At 73.9% G+C, this 16,725-nt stretch carries 15 protein-coding genes; 9 read left to right on the forward strand and 6 right to left on the reverse strand.

Annotated features, from left to right (window positions below):
* Nucleotides 1-102: 102 nt before the first annotated feature.
* The gene (locus tag G3T38_RS01690; RefSeq protein ID WP_338037395.1) at nt 103-1,632 is read right to left on the reverse strand and encodes a DEAD/DEAH box helicase; all 1,530 of its coding nucleotides are present in this window, start codon (nt 1,630-1,632) and stop codon (nt 103-105) included.
* A 228-nt stretch (nt 1,633-1,860) separates the two neighbouring features.
* Here G3T38_RS01690 and G3T38_RS01695 point away from each other — a divergent pair, with 228 nt between their 5' ends.
* Nucleotides 1,861-2,583, forward strand: coding sequence for a ferritin-like fold-containing protein (locus tag G3T38_RS01695; protein WP_163770325.1), 723 nt, complete (start codon nt 1,861-1,863; stop codon nt 2,581-2,583).
* A gap of 92 nt (nt 2,584-2,675) precedes the next feature.
* Here G3T38_RS01695 and G3T38_RS01700 read toward each other — a convergent pair whose 3' ends face one another.
* Both G3T38_RS01700 and G3T38_RS01705 read right to left on the reverse strand, forming a co-directional pair.
* On the reverse strand, nt 2,676-2,888 hold the full coding sequence (locus G3T38_RS01700) for a DUF3107 domain-containing protein (protein ID WP_163770326.1): 213 nt from the start codon (nt 2,886-2,888) through the stop codon (nt 2,676-2,678).
* A 74-nt stretch (nt 2,889-2,962) separates the two neighbouring features.
* Nucleotides 2,963-3,634, reverse strand: a complete 672-nt coding sequence (locus tag G3T38_RS01705; protein WP_338037396.1) for a TetR/AcrR family transcriptional regulator — start codon at nt 3,632-3,634, stop codon at nt 2,963-2,965.
* Nucleotides 3,635-3,893: 259 nt separating this feature from the next.
* Here G3T38_RS01705 and moeZ point away from each other — a divergent pair, with 259 nt between their 5' ends.
* From moeZ to G3T38_RS01745, 8 genes are all read left to right on the forward strand, one after another.
* A complete protein-coding gene (gene moeZ, locus G3T38_RS01710; RefSeq protein ID WP_163770327.1) occupies nt 3,894-5,120 on the forward strand; it encodes an adenylyltransferase/sulfurtransferase MoeZ in 1,227 nt (408 codons plus the stop codon).
* An 84-nt stretch (nt 5,121-5,204) separates the two neighbouring features.
* Nucleotides 5,205-6,101 (forward strand): hypothetical protein, encoded by an 897-nt coding sequence (locus G3T38_RS01715; protein ID WP_174267475.1) that lies wholly within the window; start codon nt 5,205-5,207, stop codon nt 6,099-6,101.
* Nucleotides 6,102-6,309: 208 nt separating this feature from the next.
* On the forward strand, nt 6,310-6,702 hold the full coding sequence (locus tag G3T38_RS01720; RefSeq protein WP_163770328.1) for an MGMT family protein: 393 nt from the start codon (nt 6,310-6,312) through the stop codon (nt 6,700-6,702).
* 97 nt (nt 6,703-6,799) lie between these two features.
* Entirely contained in the window at nt 6,800-7,462 is a 663-nt protein-coding gene (locus G3T38_RS01725) for a response regulator (RefSeq protein WP_163770649.1), read from the forward strand.
* Nucleotides 7,463-7,466: 4 nt separating this feature from the next.
* Complete coding sequence (locus tag G3T38_RS01730) at nt 7,467-8,399, forward strand: hypothetical protein (protein WP_163770329.1); 933 nt, start codon at nt 7,467-7,469, stop codon at nt 8,397-8,399.
* A gap of 171 nt (nt 8,400-8,570) precedes the next feature.
* Entirely contained in the window at nt 8,571-10,043 is a 1,473-nt protein-coding gene (locus G3T38_RS01735; RefSeq protein ID WP_163770330.1) for an APC family permease, read from the forward strand.
* An 80-nt stretch (nt 10,044-10,123) separates the two neighbouring features.
* Entirely contained in the window at nt 10,124-11,494 is a 1,371-nt protein-coding gene (locus tag G3T38_RS01740; protein ID WP_163770331.1) for a class II 3-deoxy-7-phosphoheptulonate synthase, read from the forward strand.
* Nucleotides 11,491-12,510, forward strand: coding sequence for a threonine aldolase family protein (locus G3T38_RS01745; RefSeq protein ID WP_163770332.1), 1,020 nt, complete (start codon nt 11,491-11,493; stop codon nt 12,508-12,510). Before G3T38_RS01740 ends, G3T38_RS01745 begins: the two co-directional genes overlap by 4 nt.
* Nucleotides 12,511-12,524: 14 nt before the next feature.
* Here the strand turns inward: G3T38_RS01745 and G3T38_RS01750 are convergent, their stop codons facing one another.
* Genes G3T38_RS01750 through G3T38_RS01760 form a run of 3 tightly spaced genes read right to left on the reverse strand, consistent with a single transcriptional unit; the run spans nt 12,525 to nt 16,691 of the window.
* Nucleotides 12,525-13,571, reverse strand: a complete 1,047-nt coding sequence (locus G3T38_RS01750) for an NADase-type glycan-binding domain-containing protein (protein WP_163770333.1) — start codon at nt 13,569-13,571, stop codon at nt 12,525-12,527.
* Nucleotides 13,568-14,461, reverse strand: coding sequence for a deoxyribonuclease IV (locus G3T38_RS01755; RefSeq protein WP_163770334.1), 894 nt, complete (start codon nt 14,459-14,461; stop codon nt 13,568-13,570). The genes G3T38_RS01750 and G3T38_RS01755 overlap by 4 nt, the downstream gene beginning before the upstream one ends.
* 28 nt (nt 14,462-14,489) lie before the next feature.
* Nucleotides 14,490-16,691 (reverse strand): PASTA domain-containing protein, encoded by a 2,202-nt coding sequence (locus G3T38_RS01760; protein ID WP_163770335.1) that lies wholly within the window; start codon nt 16,689-16,691, stop codon nt 14,490-14,492.
* Between the last annotated feature and the right edge of the window lie 34 nt (nt 16,692-16,725).

Below are 16,725 nucleotides of genomic sequence, written 5' to 3' on the forward strand. Positions count from 1 at the left end.
GACGCCCCGAAACGCCACCGCGGACGTCATGCGCGCCGGCGATCGGGACCTCCGGTTCGCATGACGTCCGCGGGACGTCAGCAGGTGCGGTACGACGCGGGGTCAGCCCTCGGCGCCGGCGGAGGCCGCCGGGGCGTCGGCCGTGGCCTCGGCGCCGCTGCCGGCGCCCTCGGCGGAACGACCCGCACCGCCGCGCGAGCGACGGCGGCGACGGCGGTTGCGCGAGGCGCCGTCGGTGCGCGGCTCGCCCTCGGCCGGTCCGTCGCCCTCGACGACCGCGGTCGTCTCGACCGCCGCGGCGGTGGGGGAGGCGGCACCCTCGAGGCGCTCGCCGCTGCGGGTGCGCGTGCGGGTCCGGTCGCGGTTGCGCGACGGGCGGTCGCCGTCGCGCTTCTCGCGGGGCTCGCGCGAGGACCGCGACGACTCACGGGGCTCGCGGGGCTTCTCGGGGGCGATGCGGCCCTTGGTGCCCTCGGGGATGGACAGCTCGGTGTAGAGGTGCGGCGACGTCGAGTACGTCTCCACCGGCTCGTCGAACGGCAGGTCGAGGGTCTTGTTGATGACCTTCCACCGCGTCACGTCGGCCCAGTCGACGAACGTGACCGCCACGCCGGAGGCACCGGCCCGGCCGGTGCGGCCGATGCGGTGGACGTAGGTCTTGTCGTCCTCGGGGCACGTGTGGTTGATGACGTGGCTGACGCCGGCCACGTCGATGCCGCGGGCGGCGACGTCGGTCGCGACCAGCACGCGCAGCTTGTTCTCGCGGAACTTGGCGAGCGCCTTCTCGCGGGCGGCCTGGGCCATGTCCCCATGGAGGGCGGACGCGGCGAAGCCGCGCTCCTCGAGGTCGTCGGCGACACGCTGCGCCTGGCGCTTCGTGCGCGTGAAGACGATGATCTTGTCGGCGTCGTCGGCCTGCAGGATGCGGCCGATGATCTCCGGCTTGTCGAGGTCGTGGGCCTGGTAGACGTGCTGCGCCGTCGCCGGGACCGTCGCGTTCTCGTAGGACGACTCCGCGCGGATGTTCATGGGGGAGCGCATGTGCATGCGCGCCAGGGCCACGATCGCCGACGGCATGGTCGCCGAGAAGAGCATCGTCTGGCGCGACGAGGGCGTCTTCGACAGCAGCTTCTCGACGTCGGGCAGGAAGCCCAGGTCGAGCATCTCGTCGGCCTCGTCGAGCACGAGGCTGCGCACGTGCGAGAGGTCGAGCGCCCGCTTGTTGGCGAGGTCGAGGAGGCGGCCCGGCGTGCCGACGACGACCTCGACACCGGCCTCGAGGGCCTCGAGCTGCGGCTCGTAGCCGACGCCGCCGTAGACGGTCAGCACGCGGATGCCGCGGTCGGAGCCGGCGAGCTTGAGGTCGTTGGAGACCTGGAGCGCGAGCTCGCGCGTCGGCGCGACGACCAGGGCCTGGGGCTTGCCGGCGGGCAGGGCGTCGTAGCCGTCGTCCTCCGGGCCGACGGAGCGCTGCAGCACCGGGATGCCGAAGGCGAGCGTCTTGCCGGTGCCGGTGCGGGCCTGGCCGATGAGGTCGGTGCCGGCCAGGGCGACCGACAGGGTCATCTCCTGGATGGCGAAGGGGGTGGTGATGCCGGCGCGCTCGAGCGCGTCGCAGATCTGCGGGTGCACGCCGAGCGTGCGGAACGTGGTGGTCAGTGTCTCGTCGCTTTCATGATCGATCGGTGTGGCCGACCCGTTCGAGGCGCTCCGACGCGGTCGGGCCCCAGGGGCCGCGGTCGATCGGGCGGGAGGCGAGGAAGGTCTGCCACGCACATACCGGCGGAGTCGTTCCTCCGCCGCAGAGGCGAGCGCGGGCTGCGCTCGGCGCACGCCAGTGTATCCCCTAGGCTGCGCCCCATGACCGACTCCCCGACGGGAAGCGCCACGGCGGACCTCTCCGAGGCGTCGAGCGCGATGGACGACCCCGCCTACCGGGCGGCCGTGGTGGACCTCCTCGGCGCCATCGCCTACGGCGAGATCTCCGCGTTCGAGCGGCTCGCGGAGGACGCGAAGCTCGCCCCGGGCCTGGAGGACAAGGTGGCGCTCGCGACCCTCGCCGCGGGCCAGCTCGACCAGGTCGCGGCGTTGCGGCGGCGGCTGGAGGAGCTCGGTGCCGACCCGTTCGAGGCCATGACCCCGTTCCGCAAGCCGATCGAGGACTTCCACCGGCACACGGCGCCCTCCGACTGGTGGGAGGGGCTCGTGAAGGCGTACGTCGGCGACGGCATCGCCCACGACTTCTACCGCGAGATCGCGGCGTTCCTGGACCCGGAGACGCGTGACCTCGTCATCGCGACGCTCGGCGACACGGGCCACGCCGACTTCGTCGTCGAGCGCCTGCGCGCCGCCTTCGCGGTCGACCGTCAGCTGTCGGGTCGTCTCGCGCTCTGGGGCCGACGGCTCATGGGGGAGGCCCTCACCCAGGCCCAGCGCGTCGCCGCCGAGCGGGACGCCCTCGCCGCCCTCATCGCCGGCGGCGTCGACCGCCCGGGCCTCGACCTCGTGGCCGTGGGCAAGATGTTCTCGCGCATGACGGAGCGGCACGCCGCGCGCATGACGACGCTGGGGCTCGCGCACTAGCGCGCCGCACCCCCGCCGTACCCCCGCCGTACGACGAACGCCCGGCCCCCGCGTGAGCGGGAGGCCGGGCGTTCCGTGTCTCGGGTGGGGCGTCAGCCGCGGAAGCCGACGGTGCCGACGCTCGGGGTGCCGATCTCGACGTACGCCAGCTTGGCCGACGGGACGAGCACCGTGCGGCCCTTGGTGTCCGTGAACGTCAGGACGTCGGAGCCGCCGGTGACGAGCGCCGTGACGCCCTCCGCGTCCAGGTCCGTGTCGAGGACGAGCTCGCGGGGTGCGTGCTGGATGCCGATCTTGATCTCCATGCGAGGTTCCTCCTGGGGCTCGGGTGGATCCGTGCGGATCCCGTGGGTCTGCGACCGTTCTACCGGGTGCTGCCTCAGCCGGCGGACCCGGCCTCGGCGGCGTGGGCCTCGTCGGACTTCGGGTAGCCCCGGATGCCGCGCCAGGCCAGGCCGGAGACGAGGGCGACCGCGTCGTCCAGCGAGATGCCCTGCGCCTCCGCGAGCCAGAACCGCGCGCTGACCTGCGCCATTCCCACGAGCGACACCGCGAGCAGCTTGGCGGCCTCGGCCGGCAGGCCGGTGTCGTCGGCGATCACCTCGGCGACGAGGTCGGCGGTGTCGGCGGTGACCCGCTCGATCTGGGCGCGCACGGCGGGCTCGCTGGTGAGGTCCGACTCGAACACGAGGCGGAACGCGCCGGTGTCGTGGGCGACGTAGTCGTAGAACGCCTTGACCGTCGCGGCGACGCGGAGCTTGTTGTCGGGGGTCGAGGCGAGGGCCTCGCGGCAGCTCGCGATCACCGTCGAGCAGGACTCGTCGAGGAGCGCCAGGTAGAGGTCGAGCTTGCCCGGGAAGTGCTGGTAAAGCACGGGCTTCGAGACGCCCGCGCGCTCGGCGATGTCGTCCATGGCCGCTGCGTGGTAGCCCTGGGCGACGAACACCTCGAGCGCGGACTCGAGCAGCTGTGCGCGGCGCTCCTTGCGGGGGAGCCGATTCCCGCGGGGCCGAGCGCTCCCGCCCCCGAGTGCGAAGTCTCCGATGCCCACGTGCCTGTCTCCTCGTCGTCCTGCGCTGCGCTGCGGGCGCCGAGCCTACCGCCCGGTCACCTGGGGTCTGCGCCGCCCCGCGGCGCGCCGTACCGGGTCGGCGCGGTCCGGATGACGGACAGCGGTACGGCGCTGCCGGGGCCGCGCGGGAACATGGGCGACGCACCCGGTGTTGCCCGATCGACGCCCGATGTCCGACCGGTCGCCCAGCCTCCGGTCGGTTCCCCACCCAGAAGCACCACCCGGACGAGGAGTACCCGTGTCCTTCCCAGCACTCGTGGAGCCGGCCGACGAGCTGACCGTCGACGAGGTCCGCCGCTACAGCCGCCACCTGATCATCCCCGACGTGGGCATGACCGGGCAGAAGCGACTCAAGAACGCGAAGGTGCTGGTCATCGGTGCCGGCGGCCTCGGCAGCCCGGCGCTGATGTACCTGGCCGCGGCCGGGGTCGGCACGCTGGGCATCGTCGAGTTCGACGAGGTGGACGAGTCCAACCTGCAGCGCCAGATCATCCACGGCCAGTCCGACGTGGGCCGCCCCAAGGCGGTCTCGGCCAAGGAGTCGGTGCAGGAGATCAACCCGCTGGTGGACGTGGTCGTCTACGAGGAGCGCCTCGACAACGACAACGTCCTCTCGGTCTTCGAGGGCTGGGACCTGATCGTCGACGGCACGGACAACTTCGCGACCCGCTACATGGTCAACGACGCGGCGTACTTCCTGAAGATCCCGTACGTGTGGGGCTCGATCTACCGCTTCGACGGCCAGGCGTCGGTCTTCTGGCCGCACGCGGTCGACGAGAACGGCGAGTCGGCCGACGCGCCCTGCTACCGCTGCCTCTACCCCGAGCCCCCGCCGCCGGGCATGGTGCCGTCGTGCGCCGAGGGCGGCGTGCTCGGCGTGCTCTGCGCCTCGATCGGCTCGATCCAGGTCAACGAGGCCATCAAGGTGCTCACCGGTGCCGGTGAGCCCATCGTCGGCAAGCTGATGATCTACGACGCGCTGGAGATGGAGTACCGCAAGCTCCGCGTCCGCAAGGACCCGAAGTGCGCCCTGTGCGGCGAGAACCCGACCGTCACGGGTCTCATCGACTACGACGCGTTCTGCGGCGCGGTCTCCGAGGAGGCGGCCGACGCCGCCGCGGGCTCGACCATCTCCGTCGTGCAGCTCGAGCACATGCTCAAGGAGCGCGAGGAGGGCAGCCGCGACTTCGTGCTCGTCGACGTGCGCGAGCCCAACGAGTTCGAGATCAACCGCATCCCCGGCTCCGTGCTCATCCCCAAGGGCGACTTCCTCAACGGCTCGGCGCTCGAGCAGCTGCCGTCGGTGGACTCGGGCACCCAGGTCGTCCTGCACTGCAAGTCGGGCGTGCGCTCGGCCGAGGCCCTCGCGGTCCTCAAGGGCGCCGGCTACGACGACTCCGTCCACGTCGGCGGCGGTGTCGTCGCGTGGGTCAACCAGATCGACCCGAGCCAGCCGGCGTACTGACGCACGGCTCGACGGGGACGCGCGGGTGGCCCTCCGGGGCTACCCGCGCGTAACCCTGTGCGGGGGTGTGTCGTTCATCACCGCATGACCCTCTCTCGGACCCCCCTCCCCACCGCCCGCCAGGCCGCCGTCGGACTGTTCTCGGGCGCCCTCGCCGCCTCGCTCGTCGTCGCCGCGTCCTCCGCGCCCGCCTCGGCAGCCCCCCGCACGACGTGGGCGGACGCCGCCACCGCGACCATCCACCCGGGTGTGCAGATGTACACCGAGGGTGGCCAGTGCACGGGCAACTTCGTGTTCACCGACACCGCGGGCTCGACCTACGTCGGCTACGCCGCGCACTGCGCCGGCACCGGTGAGGCGACCGACACCGACGGCTGCGAGGCCGGATCCCTCCCGCTCGGCACCCGCGTCGACTTCGTCGAGGGCGGCACGCTCCTGACCGAGGGCACGCGGGTGGGGGGCGGCACCCTCGTCTACTCCAGCTGGCTCGCCATGGACGCCGTCGGCGAGACCGACGCCGACACCTGCGCCTACAACGACTTCGCCCTCGTGAAGGTCGACGCCGCGGACACCGGCGACGTGAACCCGTCCGTGCCCTTCTTCGGCGGCCCCGTGGCGCTGTCCACGACCGGCACGTCGCCGGGCTCGCAGGTGTTCTCGTTCGGCAACTCGAGCCTGCGCGGCGGCGTGGAGGTGCTGTCGCCCAAGTTCGGCGTCAGCCTCGGGGAGACGGGCAACGGCTGGTCGCACTCCGTCTACACTCTCACCCCGGGCGTCCCCGGCGACTCCGGCTCCGGGTTCCTCGACGCCGACGGCAACGCGCTGGGCACCCTGTCCACGCTCGCCCTCGCCCCGGTCCCGCTGTCGAACGGCGTGGGCGACCTCGCGAGCGAGCTGGCCTACGCCCAGGAGCACGCGGGCATCGACGGCCTGCAGCTCGTGCCGGGCACCGAGGAGTTCAACGGCGGCCTCGGGCTCTGAGCCCCGAGGCCTGAGTCGTCGGCCGGATCCGGACGCGCTGGAGGAAAACGCGGACCGGCTCCGGGCTGGGAGAAAGAAAACGCGGACCGAGACCCGCGACACGCCGATCGGCGGGGCCTCTCGGTCCGCGTTTTCCTTTTCCGGCGCGCACTTTCGTCGTACCCCGGCAGGGCGGTCGGCGGCGGTCCCCCCGCTGCATGATGGGCGCATGGCTGCCGACCCCGACCCCGACACCGGCCCGCAGGGCCCGGTCCTCGACCACACCGAGCTCGTGCTCCGCGCGGTCGAGGGGGTCCCGCGGGGCCGCGTGACGACGTACGGCGCGATCGCCGACCTCGTCGGGGGCGGGCCCCGGCGGGTCGCGCGGGTGCTCTCGCGCGACGGGGCGGGCGTCTGCTGGTGGCGCTGCGTGCGCGCCGACGGCACGCTCCCGCCGCACCTCCACGAGGAGGCGCTGGCGGCGTACGTCGCGGAGGGGACCCCGCTGCGACCGCGACGCCGCGACGGTGGGCGCCCGGTGGACATGGCCGTCGCGTTCTGGGCCCACGGGCCCGACGGGACCGACGGGACCGACGGGACCGACGGGACCGACGGGGACTGACGCGCGCGGTCGCCGACCTGCTCGTGGCAGGCTGTCGTCGACCGATCGAGGAGCGGGGGAGGACGACGTGAGCAGCGAGAGCAGCGGCATCCGCGTGATGGTGGTCGACGACCACCCGATGTGGCGCGACGCCGTCGAGCGCGACCTGGCGGCAGCGGGGTTCGAGGTCGTGGCGGTCGCCGCGAACGGCACCGACGCCATCAACCGGTTCAAGGCGGCCCGGCCCCAGGTCGTGGTGCTCGACCTGCAGATCCCGGCCCCGGCGGGCGACGAGGTGACGGCCGCGGTGCTCGCGCACGACCCCTCCTCGCGCGTGCTCATCCTGTCGGCGTCGGGGGAGCAGGGTGACGTGCTGGCGGCGGTGAAGGCGGGTGCGACCGGCTACCTCGTGAAGTCGGCGTCGCGCGAGGAGCTGATCGAGGCCGTCCGGCGCGTCGCCGCGGGCGACACGGTCTTCACGCCCGGCCTCGCCGGGCTCGTGCTCGGGGAGTTCCGGCGCATGTCCAGCGGCGCGACGGAGGACGACGGCACGCCGCGGCTGACGGAGCGGGAGACGGAGATCCTCCGGTACGTCGCGAAGGGCATGTCCTACAAGCAGATCGCCGAGCGGCTCGTGCTGTCGCACCGCACGGTGCAGAACCACGTGCAGAACACGCTGCGCAAGCTGCAGCTGCACAACCGGGTCGAGCTGACGCGGTGGGCGATCGCGCAGGGGCTGGACGACCTCGACGGCCCGGACGACGACCGCGAGAGCGCCTGAGCCGGTGGCGGACGCCGCGGCTCCCGACGCGACCCTCCTCGCGGAGGCCGACGCCCTCTACGCCCTCGCGCCCGGCGACTTCACTCCCGCCCGCGACGCCCGGGCCAAGGCGCTCAAGGGTGAGGACGCCGCGTTGGCGTCCGCCGTCAAGGCGCTCCGCCGACCCTCCGTCGCCGCGTGGTTGGTCGACCAGCTGGTCCGCCACGAGCCGGGTCGCGTCGACGAGCTGCTCCAGGTGGGCGCCGCCCTGCGTGCCGCTCAGGACACGCTGTCTGCGGACGACCTCCGCGCCTTCACGAAGCAGCGCCGCCAGCTGACGGCCACGGTCACCACCCGTGCCCGCGCGCTCGGTCGGCAGCTCGGCACGAAGGTGAGCGAGTCGGTCGCGGAGCAGGTCGAGGCGACGCTGACCGCGGCGATGCTGGACGCCGGGGCGGGGGAGGCCGTCCGGACGGGACTGCTGGTGACCGCCCTGAGGCCCGCGGGCCTCGACCCCGTGGACGTCGACGCGGCCCTCGCCGTCCCGGGTGCGACCGGGCACGTCGCCGTACCGGTCGACGGGTCCGCCGACGCCGCGGGCGCCGCAGGGGCGGACGGCCCGGCGCTGCGGGTCGTGCCCGACGACGCGGAGGCGGACGACCGGCGCCGGCAGGAGGCGGAGGAGGCCCTCGCGGCAGCCGAGGAGGCGCTCGGCGTCGCCGAGGCGGAGCTGGAGGAGATCGAGGAGGAGGTCGAGGACCTCGAGGCCCGGTCGCTCCAGGCGGGGGCCCGGGTGGAGGAGCTCCGCACGCGGCTCGCCGAGGCCGAGACCCGGCAGGCGCGGGTGGAGGACCAGCTCGCTGACGCGGAGGAGTCCCGCGACGAGCAGCGCGAGGCCGTCGACACCGCCCGCGCCGAGCGGGACGAGGCCCGCCGCGGTCTCGACCGCTGGACCTGACGGCAGGTCGACGGCGCGGGCAGGCGTGAACCGGGCGTCGGCGGGGAAGGGCGCTGCTCGGCGGCGCGTCGGTGGACGTGGCCTCCACGCGGGGGCAGAGTGGAGCGCCACGGGGCCGACGACGACGTCGGTCCGCCGGGCGCTCGGGTGAGCCGGACGGAGGACCAGGCGATGGCGGAACCAGGCACGACCGCAGCGACGGGACAGGCAGCGGAGCAGGGGGAGCCCGAGCTGAAGCGGGTGATGGGCCCGGGGCTGCTGCTCCTCTTCATCATCGGCGACATCGTCGGCGCCGGCATCTTCGCGATCACCGGGAGCGTGGCCGGTCAGGTGGGCGGGGTGGCCTGGCTGCCGTTCCTCGTCGCCTTCGCCATCGCGACCGTGACGGCGTGCTCCTACCTGGAGATGGTGACGAAGTACCCGGAGGCCTCCGGTGCGGCGCTCTACGTCCACAAGGCGTTCGGCATGCACTTCGTGACCTTCATCGTCGCCTTCACCGTGATGTGCTCGGGCATCACCAGCGCGGCGACCTCGTCCAACCTGGTCGCCGGCAACCTCCTCGTCGGGCTCGACCGCGTGGTCGGCGGCGTCCCGACCGGCAACGTCGCGACGCTCCTGACCGCGCTGGCCATCGTCGTGCTCCTGGCCCTCGTCAACATCCGGGGCGTCAGCGAGAGCGTGAAGCTCAACGTCGTCATGACGGTCGTGACCATCGTGGCGCTCGCCATCGTCATCACCATCGGCATCTGGACCGCCGCCTCGGGCGAGGGCGACGTCGGCCGCATCACGGTGTTCGAGTCGAGCGACGACCGCAACCTCTTCGCGGCCGTGACTGTCGCGACCGCCATCGCGTTCTTCGCCATGGTCGGGTTCGAGGACTCGGTCAACATGGTCGAGGAGACCAAGAACCCGCTCAAGGTCTTCCCGCGCGTCATGCTCACCGGGCTCGGCTTCTGCGCGCTGCTCTACGTCCTGGTCGCGATCACCGTCGTGCTCGTCATCCCGCTCGACGACATCTCCACGCCGACCAGCGAGGCCGGCATCCTGCTCGACGTGGTCAAGATCGGGGCCCCGGGCATCCCGGTCGACACGATCTTCCCGTTCCTCACGGTCTTCGCGGTCGTCAACACGGCGCTCATCAACATGCTGATGGCGAGCCGCCTCGTCTACGGCATGGCGAAGCAGGGCGTGCTGCCGCGCTCGCTCGGCCACGTGCTCCCGAGCCGCCGCACCCCGTGGGTGGCCATCGTCTTCACGACGGCGGTGGCGATCGGGCTCATCTGCTACGTGCGCCTGTCCGACCCCGACGGCAAGGGCACCGTCGTCCCGGCGCTCGGCGGCACGACGGCCCTGCTGCTCCTGGCCGTGTTCGCGGTCGTCAACGTCTGCGTGCTCATCCTGCGCCGCGACCCGACGCCCGAGGGCGCCTTCCGCGTGCCGACCGTGCTCCCCGTGGTCGGCACCATCGCGTGCCTCTACCTCGTCGGTCCCTGGGCGCGGCTGCCGGAGCAGTACATCCAGTACCGCATCGGCGGCGCCCTCCTCGTCATCGGCGTCGTGCTGTGGGCCGTGACGTGGTTCGCCAACCGGGCGCTGCGCTCGGAGCGCACCGGCTTCCGGGACGTCGAGGACCTCGACGGCTGACGCACGACGCGGGTCGCCCCCTCCGTCCCTGCCGTGAAACGGGTTCGGAGGGGAGGGACCCCGCGTCGTACCCTGGGCCGGTGAGCATTCCCGACCTGGCTTCCCTGCACGCTCTCGGCGCCGCGCAGCAGCCGACCTATCCCGACCGTGCGCGCCTCGAGGGTGCCGTGACGACCCTGCGGACCGCTCCGCCGCTGGTGTTCGCCGGCGAGTGCGACGACCTCACGGCGAAGATCGCCGCGGTCGCCCGCGGCGAGGCGTTCCTGCTCCAGGGCGGCGACTGCGCCGAGACCTTCGCCGGCGTGACGGCGGAGAACGTGCGCAACAAGCTGCGCGTCCTGCTCCAGATGGCCGTCGTGCTGACGTACGCCGCGAAGGTGCCCGTGGTGAAGATCGGGCGTCTCGCGGGCCAGTACGCCAAGCCGCGCTCCTCGGACCTCGAGACCCGCGACGGGGTGACGCTGCCGGCGTACCGCGGTGACGCCGTCAACGGCTACGAGTTCACGCCCGAGTCGCGCATCCCCGACCCGCAGCGGCTCGTCGACGTCTACAACGCGTCGGCCGCGACCCTCAACCTCGTGCGCGCGTTCACGACGGGCGGCTACGCCGACCTCCGCCAGGTCAGCGAGTGGAACACCGACTTCGTGCGCAGCTCGCCGGTCGGGCAGCGCTACGAGGCGCTGGCGGGCGAGATCCAGAGCGCGCTCGACTTCATGGCGGCCATCGGCGCCGACCCGGTCGAGTTCCACAAGGTCGACTTCCACTCGTCCCACGAGGCGTTGGTGCTGGAGTACGAGCACGCGCTGACCCGCATCGACTCGCGCACGGAGCTGCCCTACAACGTGTCCGGCCACATGGTCTGGATCGGTGAGCGCACCCGCCAGCTCGACGGCGCGCACGTGGAGTACTTCAGCCACATCCGCAACCCCATCGGTTGCAAGCTCGGCCCGTCGGCGACCGCCGACGACGCGCTCGCCCTGGCGGCGAAGCTCAACCCGGCCAACGAGCCCGGACGCCTCACCTTCATCACGCGCTTCGGTGCGGCGAAGGTGCGCGACGGCCTGCCCCAGCTGGTCGAGAAGGTCACCGCCGAGGGCGTGCAGGTGGCCTGGGTCAGCGACCCGATGCACGGCAACACCTTCGAGGCGTCGACGGGCTACAAGACGCGTCGCTTCGACGACGTGCTCGACGAGATCCGCGGCTTCTTCGAGGTGCACCGGGCGCTCGGCACCGTGCCCGGCGGCATGATGGTCGAGATGACCGGTGACGACGTCACCGAGATCGTCGGCGGCGGCGAGGAGATCGACGAGCACGGTCTCGCGCACCGCTACGAGTCGGTGGTCGACCCGCGGCTCAACCGCGTCCAGTCGCTCGAGCTGGCGTTCCACGTCGCCGAGATGCTGCGCGCCACCCCCACCGCCGCTCCCGCCGCCGTCCCCGCCGGGGCATGACGGAGGCGACCGCACGACCGGTCGACCTCCGCTCCGACACCCTGACGTCGCCGACCCCCGCGATGCGCCGCGCCATGGCGGACGCGGAGGTCGGCGACGACGTGTACGGCGAGGACCCCACGGTCCGGGCGCTCGAGGAGCGCGTCGCCGCGCTGCTGGGCCACGAGGCCGCGCTCTTCTGCCCGACGGGCTCGATGGCGAACGTGCTCGCGCTCCGCACGCTCGTCGGCGTGGGCGAGGAGGTGCTCTGCGACTCCCGCGCCCACATCGCGCGAGCGGAGCTGGGCGCCCACGCGGCCTACACGGGCCTCACGATGCGCACGTGGAGCGACCCCGGTGGCGGAGTGGACCTGGCCGCGGTCGAGAGCCTGTTCGCCCCCGACCTCGGGCCCTTCTTCGTCGCCACGAGGGCGGTCGCGATCGAGAACACGCACAACTTCGCGGGCGGCACCGTCGTCCCGCTCGCGGACCTCGAGGCCCTGCGGACGTTCGCGGACACCCACGGCGTCGGGATCCACCTCGACGGCGCCCGCATCTGGAACGCGCACGTGGCGACGGGCGTGCCGCTGGCGACGTACGGCGGGCTCGTCGACGTCGCCGCCGTCTGTCTCTCGAAGGGGCTCGGGGCGCCGGTCGGCTCCCTCGTCGTCGGCAGCGCCGACGCCGTGGCGGAGAGCCGCGTGTGGCGCAAGCGGATGGGTGGCGGCATGCGCCAGGTGGGTGTGCTCGCCGCGGCCGGCCTCCACGCCCTGGAGCACCACGTCGAGCGGCTCGCCGACGACCACGCCCACGCCCGGCTGCTGGCCGAGGCGTGGGACGTCGACCCCACCGGGGTCGCGACCAACATCGTCGTGCGGGAGGTCGGCGACGCGGCGGCGTACGTCGCGGCCGCGGCCGCCGAGGGGGTCCGGGTGTCCGCGCTGGGCCGGACCACGGTGCGGCTCGTGACCCACCTCGACGTGTCCCGCGACGACGCGGAGCGCGCCGCCCGGGTGCTCGCCGCGCTGCCCCGCTGAGCGACCCGAGGGGCTCAGTCGAGCTCGGCCACCGGCGCGCCGTCGAGCTCGACCTCGCTGATCGGCGTGCGGTCGGCGCCGCCGTGACCGGAGACGGCCACGATCTCCAGCTGCACCGTCGACGTGCGCGCCGCCGGGATCGTGACGGTCTGCATCGCCCGGTCGTCGGCCAGGTCCTGCTCCAGCACCCGACCGTCGTCGAACGTCCAGCGCACCTGCGTGACGTGGCGGTTGCGGACGTACCAGTCGACCTCGCCGCCGTCGGGGTCGGTGTCGACCTTGTCGTAGCCGTTGACGAGGCCGACGGACGTCACCGCCACCTCCTCGTCGAACGCGAAGGTCAGCACCTCGCCGGTGCCGTCGCCCTCGACCCGCCAGGTGGTGCTGGTGTCGCCGTCGACCAGGTTCGCCGCGTCGTACTCCACCCGGCTGCCGTCGAGGCTCGTGCCCGGTGGGGCGGTGCGGGACGCGGACGCCCTCGCGAGGGAGGTGATGGCGCGCGGCTCGGGCACGTCGAGGTCGGGCTCGGCGTCCTGCGCGTCCGGCGCCGTCGAGCCGTCGGACCCGTCGCCCGGGCTGCCGGACGCCTCGGTCGACCGCGTCGGCTCGGTGTCGCGGGCCAGCAGGATGCTGCCGCCCACGACGACACCGACGAGCAGCACGGCCAGCAGCACGACCAGCACGGGGAGGGCGCGCGACGGTCGCGGTCGGTGCGGAGCTGGCTGCGCTGCGGCCTCCGGCGCCGCGGGCACCGCCGGCGTCGCGGACGCCGTGGCGACCTCGTCGGCGTAGAGCGGGAAGCGCGGTCCGCCACCGTGCCCGCCCGGCGTCCAGGCGACGGGTGGAGCCTCGGTGCCCGGGCCCGTGGGGGCCGCGTCCGGCACCGCCAGCGGCGCGTCGACGCGCGGGATGCGCTCGTTGGTGCCGGTGGTGCTGCTGCTCCGCGGCGGGGTGCTGGGGGTGCTGGGGGTGCTCGGGCCGGCGGCGTCCACCGGGCGCCCGCAGGCGCCGCAGAACCGACCGCTGCCGATCGTCGCGCCGCACCCGGCGCAGACGCTCACCCGTCGCCCTCCGGGCCGGCGGCGGCCTCGCGCAGCTTCTTCAGGAGCGGGAGGTCCGGGTCGTCGGCGTCGCGCGAGCCGGGGGTCTCCAGCACGAAGGGGACGCCGTCGGTCGCCGGGTGGCGGAAGAGCTCCTCGAACGCACCCAGCCCGATGTGGCCCTGGCCGATCTTCTCGTGGCGGTCCCGCAGCGACCCGCGCACGTCGAGCGAGTCGTTGGCGTGCACCAGGCGCAGCCGGCCCTCGCCCGCGACCTCGACGAGCCGGTCGAGGGTCGCCGTCGCGCCGCCCGGCTCGTCGAGCGGGGCGCCCGCGGCGAACACGTGGCAGGTGTCGAGGCAGACGCCGACGCGCGGGTGCCGGTCGACGGCGTCGAGGTAGGCCGGGAGGTCGTCGACGCCCGCGCAGAGCGAACGGCCCTGGCCGGCCGTCGGCTCGAGCAGCAGCCAGGGGCCGTCCTCGCCGAGGGCGTCGAGCACGGGCAGCAGCCCCTCGCGCACCTGGCGCATCGCCGCGGCGTACCGCTCCTCGGCCCGCTCGGGGTCGACCTCCACGAACGAACCGGTGTGCACGACGACGCCCTCGGCGCCGATGCGAGCCGCCCGCTCCAGGTTGTGGGCGACGACGGCCACCGACCGCTCGTACGTCGCGGGGGTGGGCGAGCCCAGGTTCACCAGGTACGGCGTGTGGACGAACGTGCGGAGACCTGCGGCGCGCGCGCCCTCGGCGAAGCCGGCGTCGACGCGGGGGTCGCCGGGGGTCAGCGACCAGCCCCGCGGGTTGCCGACGAAGACCTGGACGGCCTCGCAGCCGAGCTCCTGGGCCGTGCGGAGGGCGCCGTCGCGGAGGTTCCTGCCCACGGGCACATGGGTTCCGACCGGGTTGCGCATGGGGCGCGAGTCTAGGGCGTGGCCCGCCTCAGAGCACGGTCAGCGTCACGGTGGTGCCGCGGCGCACCTGCTCGCCGCTGCCCGGGCTGACCCCCGTGACGTAGCCGATGCGCGGTCCGTCGCTGCCGATCAGCCCCTGCTCGTCGACCACGAGGCCGAGCCCCTCGAGCTGTCCGCGGACGTCCTCGACGCGCCCGCCGACGAGGCCCTCGGGGATGGTGACGAGCTCCGGTCCCTTCGACACGACGAGGGTGACGGTGTCGCCGAGGTTGAGGGTGCCGCTCGTCGGGTCCTGGCTGATGACGGTGCCCGCCGGCACCGAGTCGGAGAACTCCTCGGTGACGCTGACCTGCAGCTCGTCACCCTCGATCTCGGGATCGCCGGTCGTCAGCTCCGCCTCGGCCTCCTCGCGGGAGCGCCCCGTGAAGTCCTCCACCGGGATGGGGCGCCGCCCGAGGCTGAGCACGACGGTCACGGTCTCGTCGGGGCGCACCACGGTGCCCTGCTCGGGATCGGAGGCGATGACCGCACCCTCGGGCACCTCCTCGTCGTACCGGGGCTCGGCCTCGGCGTACGCGAGGTTCGTGCTCTCCAGCGCCTCGCGCGCCTCGTCGGCGGTGCGTCCCCGCAGCGAGGGCACCGCGTAGCGCTCCGGGCCGCGGGAGATCGTGAGCGTGATGGTGCCGCCGCGCACGAGCTCCTCGCCGCCCTCGGGGTCGGTCGCCATGACGAGGCCGGCGGCGACGGTCTCCGAGTACCCGGCCGGGCCGACCTCGACGTCGAAGCCGTCGGCCTGCGCCCGCTCGGTCGCCTCGGCCTGCGTGAGGTCGAGCAGGCGGGGGGCCGGCACGTAGCGCCACGACAGGAAGTAGAAGGCCAGCCCGCCGACGAGGGCGAGCACGATGACGACGGACCCCAGCAGCCGCGCGCGTCGGCGCGAGGCGCGGCGCGCGGCGAGGGCGGCGGCCTCGGCGCCGTCCGCGTCGTCGGTGTCGTCGTCGGTGTCGTCGTCGGTGTCGTCGTGCTCCTCCGGCCCCAGGTAGAGACGGCTGGTCAGGTCGCTCGGCGCGGTCGGCGGCGCGGTCGGCGGCGGGGTCGGCGGGAGCGCGGCGGACGGGCGGCGGCGCACCGCGGTGGCGCCGTCGTCGGGCACGGGTGAGGAGGCCTGCGCCAGCGCGGGGTAGAGCTCCGCCTCCGCGAACCCGTCCCCGCGCAGCGCCGCGAGGTCCGCGGCGTCGAACGGCTCCGGCGAGGTGTCGGTGTCGTCGGGCGTCGCGGGCCGGGGGAGCAGGTCGGCCACGAGGTCGTCGTCGCGCGCCACGCCCTCGTTCAGGGCCTGCTGCACCCGTCGGACGTGGTGCAGCAGCACACCGGCGTCCGCCGGCCGCTGCGAGCGGTCGCGGGCGGTGGCGCGCGCGACGAGGGCGTCGACGTACGCCGGGAGCCCCGGCACCAGCCGCGACGGCGGGGGCACGTCGGCGTGCACGTGCTTGTAGGCGATCTGGATCGGCGTCTCGCCCTGGTGCGGCTTCTGACCGGTGAGCAGCTCGTGGAGCACGACGCCCAGCGCGTAGACGTCGGCGCGCGCGTCGGACGTGCCGTCGACGACGAGCTCGGGCGCCAGGTAGGACACGGTGCCGATGAGGACGCCGCCGGTGGTCGTGTGGTGCGAGTCCGCGTCGACGGCGCGGGCGAGGCCGAAGTCGGCGACCTTGACGCGGCCGTCGTCGGCGATGAGGACGTTCTCGGGCTTCACGTCCCGGTGCACGATCCCCGCGCGGTGCGCGGCGCTCACGGCCGCGACGATCGGCTCCAGCAACGCGAGCGCCCGCGCCGGGCTCAGCGGCGCGCGGTCGCGGATGACGTCGCGCAGCGTGCTCCCGGGCACGTGCTCCATGACGAGGAAGGTGAGCCCGTCGTCGCTGCCCTGGTCGTGGACCGCCACCACGTTGGGGTGGGAGAGGCGTGCCGCGGCGCGGGCCTCCCGCACGAAGCGCTGCGCGAAGCTCTCGTTGCCGGTGATCGGGTCACCGAGGGACGGGTGCATGACCTTGACGGCGACCGTGCGGTCGAGCCGGAGGTCGGTCGCGACGTACACGCTCGCCATGCCGCCGCGGGCCACGAGCTCCGCGATCCGGTAGCGACCCTCGAGCACGCGCCCGGCGAGGTCCGGACCGACCCCTGCGGGGCCGCCGGGACCCCGGGAGGCGGGTGGCTCGTCGGGCAGCACGATGGTCCTCGTCGTCGTCGTGGCCGACGCCGCG

Source organism: Nocardioides zeae (genome assembly GCF_010686755.1).
In the GTDB taxonomy this organism is placed as follows: Bacteria; Actinomycetota; Actinomycetes; order Propionibacteriales; family Nocardioidaceae; genus Nocardioides; species Nocardioides zeae.